Here is a 14,542-nt window from a genome sequence, read left to right on the forward strand (position 1 = left end):
TACTCGCAAAAATACAAATGTCATCATCAAGGCGGGCTCAGCCCGGATTGCCATGCAGAATCCGAAATACTTGATAGGCGTCGATGGCGGCGGCACCGGCACCCGCGTGATCGTTGCCGCGCCCGACCTTGCGCCGGTCGCCCATGCCGAAGGCCCCGGCTCGTCCCTGGCCATAGGCACAGAGCAGTCATGGCAGGTCATCCGCCAGGTGACGGCGGAGGCATTCCGGCAAGCGCGCATCCCCCGCCCCGAAGACGGCCAATGCGCGATCGGCCTGGGCCTGGCCGGCGTGCACAACAAAGTGTGGGCGCAGCAGTTTCTGAACGCCGCGCCCGCCTATGCCGCGGTCAAATTGGCCACCGACGGCTACACCACCCTGCTGGGCGCGCACGACGGCCAGCCTGGCGTCATCGTCGCATTGGGCACCGGCAGCATAGGCGAGGCGCTGTATCCGGACGGCAGCCACCGCGAGGTGGGCGGCTGGGGCTATCCCAGCGGCGATGAGGCCAGCGGCGCCTGGCTGGGCCAGCGCGCGGCGCAGCTGACGCAGATGGCCCTGGATGGCCGCCGCTCGCACAGCCCTTTGAGCCGCGCCGTGCTGCATGATGTCGGCGGCAGCTGGCAGGAAATGATGAACTGGCACAGCCAGGCCACGCCGGCCCGTTTCGCCCAACTGGCGCCCTTGGTGCTGGAGGCGGCGCGCAAGGACCCGGAAGCCGACGCCCTGCTGCGGCAGGCCGGCGAGGATGCCTGGGCCATCGCCCGCGCGCTGGATCCGGAGGAAACCCTGCCGGTCGCGCTGTGCGGTGGCCTGGGCAAGGCGCTGCAGGACTGGCTGCCGCCTGGTTTCCGCCGACGGCTGGTCACCCCGCTGGGCGATTCCACCCAGGGCGCCCTGCTGCTGTTGAAACGTTGAATCGATCATCACAATAACGAGGAGATTGACGATGAAACCGTACCGCTTAGCCTTGAATGGCATCGCGCTGTTGCTATGCGCCCTGTCGGCCTCCGCCCATGCCGACAAAGTCAGGCTGGAGTTCTGGACCGACTCGCTCAAGCCGCGTTTCGACGGCTACTTCGCCCAGGCCAAGAAAACCTACGAAGCCCAGCACCCGAACGTGGAAGTGGTATGGGTGGATGTTTTCAACGACAACTTCGAAACCAAGCTCAACGCCGCCATCGCCGCCGGCAAGCCGCCTGCGCTGGTGAACCACGATGTGCCGCGCCTGTTCAAATACGCCCAGAAAGGCACGCTGCTGCCGCTGGACGCCGTCCTGGGCGCGGACAAGGCCGCCTACCTGCCCAACACGCTGACCGACCTGAGCTTTGGCGGCAAGCTGTATGGCCTGCCCTGGTATAACAACGTCAATGTACTGGTCATCAATGGCGATCTGTTCAAAAAGGCCGGCCTGGACCCGAACAAGCCGATCAAGAGTCTGGATGAAGAGCTGCAGCTGGCCAAGGCCATCAAGGCCAAGACCGGCGTCGCCGGCCTGCTGCCGCAGTTGGGCCAGATCGACGGCATCATGCTGGGCCAGGGCCTGCCCCTGATCGAAAACGGCAAGGCGGTGTTCAACAGCCCCAAGCACGCGGCGCTGATCCGCAAATTCGCCGACGCCTACAAGGCCGGCGCGCTGGCCAAGGACAGCCTGTTCGCCGACGACAACTTCCAAGACAGCGTCAAGCTGTATAACAGCGGCCGGCTGGCGATGATGGAAACCGCGCCGACCGCAGCCCAGAAAACGCAAAGCGACGCCCGCGGCATCTACGCCGCCACCGTGGTGCAGCCCGCGCCGCTGGGACCGACCAAGATCGTCCAAGGCGGCTATCTGTTCAGTTGGGCCATCGCCAAGGGCTTGCCCGCCGCCACTCAGCAAGAGGCGGTGAAGTTCGCCAAATTCCTGACCAGCGACAGCCAGCAGCTGGCCTTCTCCAAAGTGACCGGCGCCACCTTCCCCTCCACCCGCCAGGCGCTGAATGACGGCTACTTCGTCAAAACCTCGGCCGGCGGCGGCGCCATCGAGCGCTCCCGCATCGAAGGCGCCAAGGTGGCCGTCAATATCCGCACTCTGGTGTTGACCGGCGTGCCCAATGTCGGCGATCTGAAAAAGAATCTGGTCGACAATGTGGAAGCCGCCATCACCGGCAAGAAAGATCCGCAGAAGGCTCTGGACGATGCCGCCGCCTTCTGGAACCGCCAGTTGAAGTAGCACGGGTAAGCCCTCCTCATCGCCCTCCCCGCAGCGCCGGGGGAGGGATTTTTTTCTGGCGCATCCGCATTGGCAGAATGTCATGACGCAATCTTCGGCCCGCAACGCTTGGTTATTCCTGTCGCCCGCGCTATTGCTGATGGGCGTGTTCACCTTCTGGCCGCTGCTGTTCGGCAGCTATGTCGCCTTCACCCGCTACGACCTGATCTCGCCGCCGCAATGGGCCGGACTGGACAACTTCCGCTATCTGCTGGACGACCCGGTGTTCTGGCAGGCCATGGCCAATTCGCTGCGCTACCTGTTGGTGGTGCCGCTGATCCAGCTGGCCGGCATCGCGCTGGCGGTGCTAGTCAACCAGGCCCTGCCCGGCATCAAGCTGTTCCGCGCCGCCTTCTATCTGCCGGTGATCACCACCGTATCCGTGGTAGGCATCATGTGGAACTGGATGTACGCCGACTACGGCGTGCTCAACAGCGCGCTGCACTGGCTGGGCTGGCTGGCTCCCGAGCGCGACATCGGTTTTCTCAGCGATGAGAATCTGGCGCTGTATTCGGTCATGTTCGTCACCTTCTGGCGCGGCATCGGCTACTACATGGTGCTGTATCTGGCCGGCCTGCAAGCCATCCCGGCCGAGATGCAGGAGGCGGCGCGGCTGGACGGCGCCAATAGCTGGCAGCGCTTCTGGAAAATCACCCTGCCCATGCTCAAGCCCACCATCTTGTTTTGCAGCCTGATCTCCACGCTGGACGCGCTCAAGGCGTTTGAGGAAGTGCTGGTGATGACGCGCGGCGCGCCGCTCAATTCCACCTTCACCGCCTTGTATTACGCCTTCCATCAAGGCTTCAATCAACTGGACTTCGGCCGCGGCAGCGCCGCTGGCCTGGTGCTGACCCTGGTTTGCCTGATGCTGGCCTGGCTCAACTTCAAATTGATCCGCGCCGACCACCGCTGAGAGACCACCATGACCGCCATCTCCCTGCCGCGCGCGCTCAATCATCGACGCCTGCTGCGCAAACTGCCGGATTATCTGATCCTGATCGCGCTCGCCGCCGCCTGTTGCTATCCCTTTTACTGGACATTGGAAATCGCCGTGGGCAATGGCGAACAGGTGTTCGATTTTCCGCCGCCGCTATGGCCCAGGGAGGCCGGCTGGCAGCACTTCATCGCTGTTTGGGACGCCATCCCCATGGGGCGTTTTTTCTGGAATTCCTTGTGGATCTCCGGCCTCACCACCTTGGGCACGCTGATCGTCTCCAGCCTGGCGGCCTTTCCGCTGGCCAAGCTGCGCTTCCGCGGCCGGCAACTGGTGTTCTACGCCATCCTGGCCACGCTGCTGCTGCCCAGCGAAATCAACTTCATCAGCAATTTCGTCACCATCACCCGGCTGGGGCTGGACGATACCCGCCTGGGCGTGGTGCTGCCCTCGCTGGCCGGCGCCTTCGGCATTTATCTGATGAAGCACGCGTTTGAGGAAATACCGGACGAGATCATCGATGCCGCGAGCATGGATGGCGCGAACGACTGGCAAGTGTTCAGCCGCATCTGTCTGCCGCTATCCCTGCCCTATCTCGCCACGCTGGGCATCTTTACCCTGGTGTGGTCGTGGAATGTTTATGTTTGGCCCAGCGTGGTGCTGAAAACGCCGGAGCTATATCCGCTGTCCGTCGGCGTTTTGTATCTGAAGGGCGCATTCGCCACTTCCACCCGCATGGTGGCGGCCGGCGCGGTGCTGGCCATCCTGCCGGTATTGGCGGTGTTTATCTTTTGCCAGCGCTATTTCATGCGAGGAATGGACGGAGCAGTAAAGTAAATGAAGCGCGGCGGGCATTTGTCCACGTCTATCCAGAGCGCGGCCAGCTGCGCGCTCAAAAACGCCACGAGGCAGGCTCGTGGCGTTCGTTTCCCCTCCCCGTCAGCAAGCCGCGGCATGTACGCGCATTGGCGTTTGCGCATCGAAAGCGCCCGCGGACTTGCCTGCCCGGAATAGGATTACCAGCCCAGTTTGCTTGCCAGGCGCCGCAGCAAGCCCGGCTGCAACTTGCTCTCGCACTCATTCGCGACAGCGTCCGCGTTTTCATGGCCAAGCTGGGCGGAACGCCGCAGCCATGCCACCGCAGGGCGATAGTGAGAGGGTTGATCGTATTTTTCAGCGATGAACCGGTAGTAATCGCCGACCTCGAAACAAGTATTGGCGTTTTGGCTGTCCTTGAGCGCATCAATATATTTCTTGGTAGCGCTCTTGTCGTCCAGCTCGTTCTCTACCAGCAATAAGGCGTGAATCGCAGCCTCCTCTCGCCATTCCGTGCTGTTGTCCTCTACGCATTGGTCGTACCAAGCCAGCGCGGCTTGGAAATTCTGGTCTACGTAGAGGCCTTCGGCATACATATTCCCCAGCCAAAACGCTGCATCATTTTCACCCTTGTTGACAGCCGCCCGCAGCCAGTGAAAGCCGTTTTCCAGATCTGTGGGCACATCCTGGCCAAACCTGCTGGCGCCGAAAGCCAGCGTGCGGCCCAGATGCAGCATGCTGTGGTTATCACCCATGGTATCCGCGCCCCAGAAATATAGATCGAGCGCGAATGCCGGATCGGCCGGCATGCCGCGCCTATCGCTGACAAAAAAGTATTGCGCCAGCGTATTCATCGGCGTCACCTCGCCTCGATGCGCCGCGGCCATGGCATAAGGCCAGGCGGCGGGGATATCCGCCTCGCGCCCAAACAGGCCCCAGCCCAAGACATGCCCCATGGTCCGATAACCCATTCCGTGATCCATGGCCACCAATTCCTCGATGATTTGCCAGCCATAAGGATCCTCGCGCAAAGGAGAATTGTCGTCGGTGAAGATCATAGGCAGGTATTCCAGGCAGCCTATATTGCCGATCTTGAGCGCGATCAGCGCGCTGTCCAGCGCGGCGGGATAATCATCCAACGTCCAATGCGTGCGGCCCAATAATTCAAACCAACCACCCACGCTGTTTGCCGCGCGTTGCTCAGGCGGCGCTTTTTGCAATAGCTTCAGCGCCTTTTGCGCGCCGCGGCTGTCCTCATCGTAAAGCCAGTTGCGCGCGTCCTCGTACAGCTCGTCCAGCCTGGCGTTTTCTTTCAATTTCGTCGCAAGCTCGGGAGCGATGCTTGCCAGATCGATGGCATCGGCCAGGCGGCGGAAATGCCGGCCTCGCCCCGCATCGCCTTGAAAGCAGGAGTGATAGTACGATAGGTTTTCGTACAGGCATTTGCGGAGCCAGGCGAAATCCACCGGGCTGAGGCGGCTTTCGCTTTCCGCCACCAGCGCTTCCATTTCTTGCTCGCTGCCGCCCCATTGCGGGGTCAGGTTATACAAGGCGGTGTTGTGAATCTCGAAACTGGCTGGCGCTTCCGCGAAGGCGCGCCGCAACCAGTAATCGTGCTCGAACTCTTCCTCATTTACGGGGAAGGTTTCAATGTGGATCTGGCTCCAATCCGCCTCGCTGAGTTGTGGAAGCTCGTCCGCATCAACGCCCTCGCCGCCACCCCATACCCGCATCAAATTAATCAGACACTCATAAGTTACGCTGGGGTCGCCGCCATGGTCGAGCGTCAAAGCCTGCTTGGCCGCCTTAAATGTTTTCCATCCCCATTCCTGCATTTTCAGCTGGCGAAATGGGGTCACCGTATTGCCGGTTGCGGTTCCTCGATACAAATACAGAATGGCGTAACAGTATTGGGCGTAAACGGCATGCGCGACATAACTCTGCGGCGAACCTTCCAGCCAGGCGCGCAATATGGGATCAAACCGGATATCGGCAATGGTCGCGCCTTTCATCCAGGCATGATAATCGGACTCGTCAAGCCGGCCAGCCAGCCTGTCTTCATGCCATTGCCGCAGCATGGCTTCCGCCTGTTGAAAGTTGCTATGCCATAAGAGCGAACGCGCAGTGTAGTCTGCACGATTATGAATGACGGAATCTTGTGATGTTTTGGCGGATAGCCAGAGGGGTGCGATATCGGACATATAATTTTATCTTCATGGCATTAAATGCCAAAAACAAAATGCCCAATGGTACTAAACAAGCAGATGCTTGTCCTTAAATACTATCCAGACGCTATCTCGACAGACCGTCAGACAAACATGGCGAGTTGGCTCACCTCCCATGCGGAACCATCGCTTGCAGAGGAATCAAACAACACAGAATGCCGCATGCCTTAGCTGCAGCCTTGATTGCCCATGCCAACGGGGGGGCTTAGAAAACCGCCGAACAGCTTGCTCATTGCGGGTTTGAAAGGCAAGAACACGGCTGCATCGCTTCTTTGCGGCTGAGCTGGGCAATTGAGAGAGCGGATCGCGGCGGCAATCGATAAACTGGCTTTCGGCGCGGCACGCGCTGCGGCGCCAAGGCCCCGCGCCGCCGGAATCATATCGTCAAAACCAAGGGGTGGCGTTGCGCGCCTTGACTACATGGCGCGCCAAGCGCTCACCGCCCCCGGTTAACGCCGATTAATGCCTCGCTTCGCGGACGGCGCCCACCACATCGAAATCGAACAGATGATTGGCGTCTTCTTCGTCGAATACATAATGCTGATTGCAGTAATCGCAGACGATTTCGACGCTGCCTTGCTCCAGAATCACTTCGCCGACTTCCTGGCCGCCCAGCATGGTCAACATATTGCCGACGCGCTCGCGGGAGCAGTTGCAATTGAAGCTGACCGTTTCCTGCTCAAACACGCGCACCTGCTCTTCGTGATACAGGCGATGCAGGATGTCTTCGGCGCCCAGCTCCAGCAGCTCTTCCGACTTCAGCGTGCGGCCCAGCATGCGCACCCGGTTCCAGCCCTCCGCCTCGCCATGGCCTTCCGGCAGGCGCTGCAACAACATGCCGGCCGCAGTCTGGCCATTGCTGGCCAAGCTCAGCGTAGTTTCCAGCTGCTCGGAGCGCAGCATGTAGTTTTCCAGCATTTCGCCGACGGATTGGCCTTCCAGCGCCACGATGCCCTGCCAAGTCTGATTCTTATCCAGGCGCGGCTCCAGCGTCAGGATAAACCTGCCGCCGGCGCCCAGTAGTTCGGCCAGCGGCTTGTCGTCCAGCTCGCCTTCCCATTTGGCGGTGGCGCGGACGGTGCGATCATTGTTGCACTCCACCACCGCCAGTTTAAGCGCGCCTGTGCCGTGGATTTGCAAGATCAGGGAACCGTCGAACTTCAGATTGGCGGCCATCAACACCGACGCGGCCATCATTTCGCCGAGGATGGCCTTCAGCGGCTCCGGATAAGCGCGACGGGAAAGCACTTGCTGCCAAGCGCCGTCCAGGCGCACCAGCGCGCCGCGCACCGGCGCGCCATCAAACAGAAAACGTTGCAAAGTATCGTGTTGGTTCATTCTTTTGCTTCCTTGGCCGCATGGGCGGCCAGCTCTACGGTATAGGTCGTCATCGGCAGCGAGGAGCTGACGTCGAATTCGCATCCGGCGCGCACGCCGATTTCGGCGATCTCGCGGGCGCTCAAGTTTTGCTCGTAAGCCGCGTACATCGCGCCCATCGCGAATTTTCGGCCCGAGCCTATCGCCCACAGCCGGGAAAATTCATATATTTCCCGCATCGGATAGACCCCGAAAATGCCGTGCCGGTTGGCGATCACCACCATCATCTGGCTGGATTCGTATGGGTCTTCCTCATCCTCTTCCGGCCTCAGGTAAAAAGCGTCCTTCAGCTTGGGATGCAGTTTGCGGAAGGTCTCGAAGATGGCCGCGCGGCTGCTTAGATCGGCTTTTTTCAAACTTTTGAGCGCGCTCTGCAATACCAGATCATGCGCGGCGCTGCCGGAAACCGCCAAATAGCTGTCGCCATGGCGGAAAATCTTGTTGTGGAAACAATCATACGGCGCCAGCAATTTCTGGTCGTCGCCGAAGGTCGTCTGGCTATCGGCCGCGATGGCGATCTCGCCGCCCTTGCGCACAGCCACAATGGTTGTCATCCCGCGTCACCTAGATGTTTCGGTTAGTCCCGCTCAAACTGGGGGCGAATCGCAAAATTTCAAATCCACAGCCAAGCCTTAAGGGGAACCCGATATTTTAACACATCAAGCGCAAACCCTCGCAATGCCCGCTACTGGGCATCGACAGGTTCCAAGCCCACCCTCTCCACCTTGAGCGGAGGCGAGGCCGACGGCAACCAGCGTTGATAAAGCTTGCGGTAGCTGCCGTCATGCTTGAGATCGCGCAAAACCCCTTCCCAAGCGGCAATCGTCGCGCGCGGCGTGCCCTTTGAAAAAGCCAGATACAAATCCACCTTCTCCAGAGGCGCCAGCAATTCGATCTCATTGCGATCCAAGCCCGCCTTATCCATCACGCTGGCCACCACGCTGTCGCCCTCCGACCACAGCGTCACGCGATCCGAATGCAGCAGCAAGGCTGATTGTTCCGGAGTTGCGCTCTCGACGATATTGCGAAAGCCATGCTTGCGGGCCACCGATAGGAAAATACTGCTGCGAAAGGCTGTCAGCGGCGCGTCCAGCATTTTCTCGCCCATCGCCTTCAGCCTGCTCGCCTCGCCGCGCCGGCAATACAAATTGATGTCAGCCCGCGCCACCGGCCCCACCATGGTCATCAGCGCCTCTCGCTCCGCCGAGCGCCCCAGCACAAACAGCATGACATTGGGCCGATTGAGGACATAACTGTAGGCCCTGGCCCAAGGCACCAGCTTCACCGGCGCGGAAACATGCAGGCGCGAACGGATCATGTCCACCAGTTCCACCGCCATGCCCTTGACTTCCGAGCCCTCGGCGTAACTCAAAGGCGGCCACTCGTCCGTATAGATGGCAAGCTCGCCATCGCCCCCTCTGGCCCAAGCGCTCGCCAACAGCGCGATGGCCAACACCCACCCTTTCCGCATACGCGACTCGCCGAGAAACCATCCTCCACTTATCATACTCAAGGCAGGCCAGGCCCGCCGCCAAGAAGGCGGGATGGAAAGGCGCCGACGCAAAGCCCCGGCCACACTCAAAAAAGCATGCAATTAGCTGTTTAAAAAGACAGTTTTCTCCATTTCTAGTTGTACCTACTTATAAACAAATCACCTCGTCGCTCGTATCATGAGATGGCAGTTGTCCACCTGTTCCCGCCACAAGCGGTCTACAGGCAACATATCCTCATGAGGTGAGCGTCATGCTTGACAGTAACTTCGACATGGATGTGCCGTTGGAGGCCATCCTGCAACGCCCTCTGACCTGCTTCGAAAAGCAACAGATTCAGGAGCAGTCGGCCAAGTCGGCAGAATCCTGCGCAATCTCAAGCGATGAGGATATGGTGCCTCCGCCATTGCGCCGCCGCCTGAAAGACATGGCCAAGCTGCAAGTCATCCGAATGGAGGCCATTCCCCACGGATGCCCGCAGCAAAGCCAGTCTCTTTTTGACGCGGAACTCGCCTGAGCCCCATGCCCAGGCCAGCCTCCGGCAAGAGAACGTAGCGGCCGCCTCTGGCAGCCGCTACGTTTTGCTCTTACGCGAGGCGCTTGAGGTCGCCGGCCCGCCGCTTTCGCTATCTGGCGCGGTGAGGAAACGCGGACCAGGCCCTTGCTTGCCGACAGCATCGCCCGGGTTATACAACTGGCAATGATGCAATGACAGGCAGCCGCAGCCAATGCACGAATCCAATTTGTCCCGCAATTGGGACAGCGCATCTATCCTGTTCTGCAACAAGCCCCGCCACGCCTGGGAAATAAGCGCCCAATCATCGGCGGAAGGCGTGCGCTGAAGAGGCAAACGAGAGAGCGCGTCTGCGATTTCTTGCAAGCTCATGCCCAAGGATTGGGCGATCCTGATGAATGACACCCGGCGAATCACGTCTCGATGGTAATGCCGGGTTTTGCCGGCCTCGCCCACGCTGCGAATCAAGCCTTTCGACTCATAAAAACGCAAGGCGCTGGCTGCCACGCCCGTTCGTTTGACCACTCGGCCTATGCTGATCCACCCCTCGCTCATGCCCGCCCTTGACTTGAAGTTAACTTTAACTTTGATACTAGCATTTCAATGACAAAAGCACATCGCGCCATGAACAATATTCTGATCATCTACTACTCCTCCGCCGGCAGCACGCATCAGCTAGCCGAAGCCATCGCAGAGGGCGCGGCGCAGCACGGCCAGCCCAGCCTGCTGCGCATCGAATCCAGGCAAATCATGGAAGGACGCTATTCCTTGCAGGCTTGCAAGCATGCGCTTGAGCAGGCCGACGCTATCATTTTCGGCAGCCCTACTTATATGGGCGGGCCGGCGGCGCAGTTCAAATCCTTTGCCGACGCCAGCAGCGAAGCCTGGTGCCGACAGGCCTTGGCCGGAAAAATCGCCGCCGGCTTCACTGTAGGCGGCAGCCCCAATGGCGATCAACAAGCCACCTTGGCGTATTTCGCCACCTTGGCGGCCCAACACGGCATGCTGTGGTGCGGACTGGATATCGCCAATGGACAACAGGCGCACAAACTAAACCGCCTGGGCTGCCAGCTCGGCGCCACCGCGCACTGCCCGGATGGCACGCCGCACCCTCTAGACCTCGCCACCGCCCGCCACCTTGGCGAACGTGTCGCGCGCATGGCAAGCCGCCTTGGCACGCGCTCGCCCGCGGAGGCCGCATGACGCCCGCTATCGCGCGAATTGACCACATTCACCTCTACGTGCGGGATAGACGCGCTGCGCAAAACTGGTATCGCCGAGTATTGGGACTGGAGGCCGTGCCATCGCTAGCCTTCTGGAACCAGGATGGAGGACCGTTAACGCTGACGGACCGCGATGACATTCTGCATCTCGCCCTATTCGAGCAGCCTGAGCCCATGCCAAGCCCAGTCATCGCGCTCGCGGCAAGCGCCGCCGACTTCTGGGAGTGGCGCAAGCACCTGGAAACGCAATTGGCCATGCCTTTGAAGGTAGTCGATCACCATATTTCATGGTCGATGTATTTTGCCGACCCCGATGGCAATCGTTTTGAAATCAGCAGCTATGACTATGTCGAAATAGCGGCGGCTATTCCCTCTCGCAGCTGAAGTGCAAACGGACCTCCCATAAGGAGCATTTTAGATTGATGCCGCCCCCGCATTTTACGGGTATCCGTTTTTCATGAGATCTCACCACACACTGGCATCTGGACCAGCCCCGGACAAGCCTCCCCAAACTAGTGTTGCCATCAATTTTCTAGCCCGCAGCTTTTCCTTGACACCCCTGCCAGGGAAGGTCTGAACAAGCTACTGCGCAAACAGAAATGCAACTTATCGCAGGCGCTTCGGCAGTAGACCAGTCGATTTCAGGCCGCCCGCCATCAGGATGACCGGGCCTCCCGGTCATCCATCCCTTTAGTTTCCCGCCAGCAAGGTCTTTCGCGCCAGCCAGATATTGACCAAGCCGAACAACGTCATCAGTTGCGAGTGTTTTTCTTTAAGCCGCGGTAGCGTGTTTTCAAGTAGCCAAACTGTTGCTTGACAACCCGGAAGGGATGCTCAAATTGGCCCGAATCTTGGTTTTACCGTTTCGACCAAGCGGACCTGCCGGTCATTTGCCGAATCCGTCAGCGCTTTGCGCTGGCCGGCCTCATGGCGATCCACCAGCGCGCCGCTCGCGATGGGTATTCGGCTCGCTGGTGCACGCCAGCAAAGCCGGCGTCGCCAAACATATCGATTTACTCGCCGGGCAGCAACTGATCGACCATCGTGACATCTGCCACATTGGCGGCGGTGCCGGCCACGCGATGCACCAGTCCAGCTTGGGCATCGACCCCGATATGGGCTTTCATACCGAAGTACCACTGTTTGCCCTTCTTCCGATGCATGTCCGGGCCGCGCTCGCCCTGGGCGTTCTTGGTGGAGCTGGGCGCGTGAATCAGGGTAGCATCGACGATGGCGCCTTGCTTCAACATCAGTCCCTTGTCGGGGAGATGCTGGCGGATGGCGGCAAACAGGGCATGGGTCAGTTGGTGCTTCTCCAGCAGACGGGGAAAGTTCAGCAGGGTGGTTTCGTCCGGGATGCGTTCAGGGAGAGGCCGGCGAACTGGCGCATGGAGGCGATCTCGTACAGGCGTTCCTCCAAGGAAGGATCTGACAGGCTGTACCACTGCTGAAGGCAGTAGACACGCGGCATGGCGGACAGCGGATAGGAGCGGCGACCATTGCCGGGCTTGGGGCAAACCGGAGCGATGGCGGCTTCCCGTTGCGGCCAAGGCATGACCTGATCCATCTCACCCAGAAAGATTTCGCGGCGAGTGCGATTCTTCTTGGCGGCAAGTTCGAGATCGGAGAAGGTCATCTGCTGCCGCATGGCGGCATCCTGGCTCAGGCTGAGGTGGAATCAGTTGACGGGAAGACCGGGGACTTGTTCAGGCCTTCCCTAGCTGCCAAAGGACGATGTGCGATACGATACGCCCTAATCCCTGAAGCTGACTTCCTGCTTCATCATGGCGGCCATGCCGGCCTTTTGGATATCTTCCGAGATCAGCATTGCCGCATTCCAGCCGGCGACGAATTGCAAACCATCGGCCACGCTGCGGTCGCGGCTGTAGTTCAGCACTTCCTTGCTGCCGCGCACCGCCAGCGGCGATTTGCCGGCGATCAAGCGGGCGCTCTGCATGGCTGCGGCCAGCACCGCCTCTGCATCGGCCAACACCTTGTTGACCAGGCCCACATCCAGCGCCTCTTGCGCCACCATGTCGCGGCCGGTCAAGGCCAGCTCGCGCGCCACGCCCTCGCCCACCACGCGCGGCAGGCGCTGCAGCGAACCGACATCGGCCACCATGCCGATATCCACCTCGCGCACGCCGAACACGGCGTCCTCGGCTGCGAAACGGAAGTCCGCCGCCAGCGCGATATCCAGGCCGCCGCCCAGGCAAGCGCCATGGATCGCGGCGATCACCGGCTTGCGGCAACGTTCCAGACTGGTGACGCAATCTTGCAGATCCAGGATCACCCGGCGCAGCTTGTCGCGCTTGCGGCCTTCGCACTCGTCCTGAATCAGCGACTGCAAGCTCATCAGCATGGACAGGTCGATGCCGGCGCAAAAATGCTTGCCGTGTCCGGCCAGCACCACCGCGCGCACGCCCGCCTCGCCGTCGGCCCAATCCAGCGCCTCGCGCAAGTCTTGCCACATCTGCTGGTTCAGCGAGTTGGCCTTGTCGCCGCGATTGAAGCGCAGCAAAGCCACCTTGTCGCTCAGCTCCACCGTCAGGGTTTGCAGGGTAATCATGCCGCTTTCGCCTCCGGACGCTTCTTGGGGATCCAGGCCCACAGCATTTCACAGATGATGGGCGGCTCGCCCGATTCGTCGGTGACCTCCACGCTGACCAGCACTTCGCCCTTCTCCTGCTCGTACATGGTCTGGATCTGCTGCGGGCTCAGCGTCGCCACGGCCTTCATATCGCCCTGCGAACGCTTGATGTAATTGACCTTCATCGACTTGAGCAGCATCAGCTTGTCGTCCGGCATATTCATGCCCACCACAAAGCCGGTGGAGGTTTCCGCCAGCAGCGCCATCGCCGCCGCATGCACGCCGCGGATGTGGTTCTGCACCTTCTTGCGGTTGCGGATGCTCACGGTCAGTTTATCGTGGCCCACCTCATCGAAACGCAGCCCGGCGGTGGACAGGAAAGGCACGATCTTGCCGAACATCATCGACAGCACCGGACGGCGCCAACCTAGCGGCAGACGGCCCACCTTGTCGGCGATCCGGCTCATGCTGTTCTTGCGGTACTCCATGGTTTACCCCTCTATCGTTCTCGTGTCGTTATTCTGGATTGGCTCCGCCAGCCCCAGCATGGTTCTGGCTTGCTCCTTCAGCATCGGCAGCGCGGCCTCGTCTATCCGCGCCAGTTGCAAACCGCCTTGCAGGGCGGAAAACAACAGCATGCCGACGGCCTCCGGCGCGCCGGAATAGGCCATCTGCCCCGCATCGCGCCCTTCCCGGACAATGGCTACCGCCCATTGCCGCATCTCGTCGATGAACGCCGCCGCCTCTTCCCGCATATCATCGGGCAGCGTCTGGAATTCGGTGCTGAAAATGCCGCTGGGGCAGATTTGCTTGTCCTGCCGGTAATACTGGTCCGACAGGCCGAAATAGCTTTCCAGCCGGCGCGCCGCGTCCCAGTCCGCCTGCTGCTCGATGAAGCGCTGAAAACGGCGGCGGTAACGCTGGATCAGCGCCACGCCCAAATCGTTTTTCTTGGGAAAATGGTAATGTATGGCCGCGTTGCGCACGCCCAGGGCCGAGCTGATGTGCTGATAGCTGAAGCCGTTGTAGCCGCGCGTCAGCAACAGCTCCTCGGCCAGATCGAGGATGCGCTTGCGGGTGTCGTTTTTGCTGTCGGAACCAATGCTCATCAAATCACTCTACTT

The 14,542-nt window shown here is 60.4% G+C and carries 15 protein-coding genes and 1 pseudogene; 7 read left to right on the forward strand and 9 right to left on the reverse strand.

All coding sequences use genetic code 11. The annotated features are described in order from the left end of the window. The first annotated feature begins 52 nt into the window (after positions 1-52). From NKT35_RS19325 to NKT35_RS19340, 4 genes are all read left to right on the forward strand, one after another. On the forward strand, positions 53-916 hold the full coding sequence (locus tag NKT35_RS19325; RefSeq protein ID WP_254296126.1) for a glucosamine kinase nucleotide-binding domain-containing protein: 864 nt from the start codon (positions 53-55) through the stop codon (positions 914-916). A 31-nt stretch (positions 917-947) separates the two neighbouring features. After that, positions 948-2,210, forward strand: coding sequence for an ABC transporter substrate-binding protein (locus NKT35_RS19330; RefSeq protein ID WP_254296128.1), 1,263 nt, complete (start codon positions 948-950; stop codon positions 2,208-2,210). A gap of 82 nt (positions 2,211-2,292) precedes the next feature. Further along, positions 2,293-3,162 carry a carbohydrate ABC transporter permease gene (locus tag NKT35_RS19335; protein WP_254296130.1) on the forward strand — a complete coding sequence of 290 codons (870 nt, stop codon included), beginning with the start codon at positions 2,293-2,295 and terminating at the stop codon, positions 3,160-3,162. 9 nt (positions 3,163-3,171) lie between these two features. Continuing rightward, positions 3,172-4,020: a carbohydrate ABC transporter permease gene (locus tag NKT35_RS19340; protein WP_254296133.1), complete on the forward strand. Its 849-nt coding sequence runs from the start codon at positions 3,172-3,174 to the stop codon at positions 4,018-4,020. Between the two features lie 179 nt (positions 4,021-4,199). Here NKT35_RS19340 and NKT35_RS19345 read toward each other — a convergent pair whose 3' ends face one another. The 4 genes from NKT35_RS19345 to NKT35_RS19360 form a co-directional block, all read right to left on the reverse strand. After that, on the reverse strand, positions 4,200-6,200 hold the full coding sequence (locus NKT35_RS19345; RefSeq protein ID WP_371926385.1) for a DUF4034 domain-containing protein: 2,001 nt from the start codon (positions 6,198-6,200) through the stop codon (positions 4,200-4,202). 483 nt (positions 6,201-6,683) lie between these two features. Then, positions 6,684-7,562, reverse strand: a complete 879-nt coding sequence (gene hslO, locus NKT35_RS19350; RefSeq protein WP_254296137.1) for an Hsp33 family molecular chaperone HslO — start codon at positions 7,560-7,562, stop codon at positions 6,684-6,686. Further along, entirely contained in the window at positions 7,559-8,155 is a 597-nt protein-coding gene (locus NKT35_RS19355; protein WP_254296139.1) for an Ntn hydrolase family protein, read from the reverse strand. The genes hslO and NKT35_RS19355 overlap by 4 nt, the downstream gene beginning before the upstream one ends. Before the next feature lie 131 nt (positions 8,156-8,286). Beyond that, positions 8,287-9,072: a substrate-binding periplasmic protein gene (locus NKT35_RS19360; RefSeq protein WP_254296141.1), complete on the reverse strand. Its 786-nt coding sequence runs from the start codon at positions 9,070-9,072 to the stop codon at positions 8,287-8,289. Positions 9,073-9,335: 263 nt separating this feature from the next. Here NKT35_RS19360 and NKT35_RS19365 point away from each other — a divergent pair, with 263 nt between their 5' ends. After that, a complete protein-coding gene (locus tag NKT35_RS19365; protein ID WP_254296143.1) occupies positions 9,336-9,608 on the forward strand; it encodes a hypothetical protein in 273 nt (90 codons plus the stop codon). A gap of 57 nt (positions 9,609-9,665) precedes the next feature. Here the strand turns inward: NKT35_RS19365 and soxR are convergent, their stop codons facing one another. Then, the gene (gene soxR, locus NKT35_RS19370) at positions 9,666-10,160 is read right to left on the reverse strand and encodes a redox-sensitive transcriptional activator SoxR (protein WP_254296145.1); all 495 of its coding nucleotides are present in this window, start codon (positions 10,158-10,160) and stop codon (positions 9,666-9,668) included. 69 nt (positions 10,161-10,229) lie between these two features. Between soxR and NKT35_RS19375 the strand changes: the two genes are divergently transcribed. Together NKT35_RS19375 and NKT35_RS19380 are read left to right on the forward strand one after the other, a co-directional pair. Further along, positions 10,230-10,808, forward strand: coding sequence for a flavodoxin family protein (locus NKT35_RS19375; protein WP_254296147.1), 579 nt, complete (start codon positions 10,230-10,232; stop codon positions 10,806-10,808). Then, on the forward strand, positions 10,805-11,212 hold the full coding sequence (locus tag NKT35_RS19380) for a VOC family protein (protein WP_254296149.1): 408 nt from the start codon (positions 10,805-10,807) through the stop codon (positions 11,210-11,212). The genes NKT35_RS19375 and NKT35_RS19380 overlap by 4 nt, the downstream gene beginning before the upstream one ends. Before the next feature lie 306 nt (positions 11,213-11,518). On the opposite strand, the pseudogene NKT35_RS19385 reads toward NKT35_RS19380, so the two are convergent. From NKT35_RS19385 to NKT35_RS19400, 4 genes and pseudogenes are all read right to left on the reverse strand, one after another. Continuing rightward, positions 11,519-12,476 (reverse strand): annotated as a pseudogene (locus tag NKT35_RS19385) (IS5 family transposase). Positions 12,477-12,581: 105 nt separating this feature from the next. After that, positions 12,582-13,397, reverse strand: coding sequence for a crotonase/enoyl-CoA hydratase family protein (locus tag NKT35_RS19390; RefSeq protein ID WP_254296151.1), 816 nt, complete (start codon positions 13,395-13,397; stop codon positions 12,582-12,584). After that, positions 13,394-13,906, reverse strand: coding sequence for a DUF4442 domain-containing protein (locus NKT35_RS19395; protein ID WP_254296154.1), 513 nt, complete (start codon positions 13,904-13,906; stop codon positions 13,394-13,396). The genes NKT35_RS19390 and NKT35_RS19395 overlap by 4 nt, the downstream gene beginning before the upstream one ends. A gap of 3 nt (positions 13,907-13,909) precedes the next feature. Beyond that, on the reverse strand, positions 13,910-14,527 hold the full coding sequence (locus NKT35_RS19400) for a TetR/AcrR family transcriptional regulator (RefSeq protein WP_254296156.1): 618 nt from the start codon (positions 14,525-14,527) through the stop codon (positions 13,910-13,912). Positions 14,528-14,542: the final 15 nt, after the last annotated feature.

The organism is Chromobacterium sp. IIBBL 290-4 (assembly GCF_024207115.1).
Lineage (GTDB): Bacteria > Pseudomonadota > Gammaproteobacteria > Burkholderiales > Chromobacteriaceae > Chromobacterium.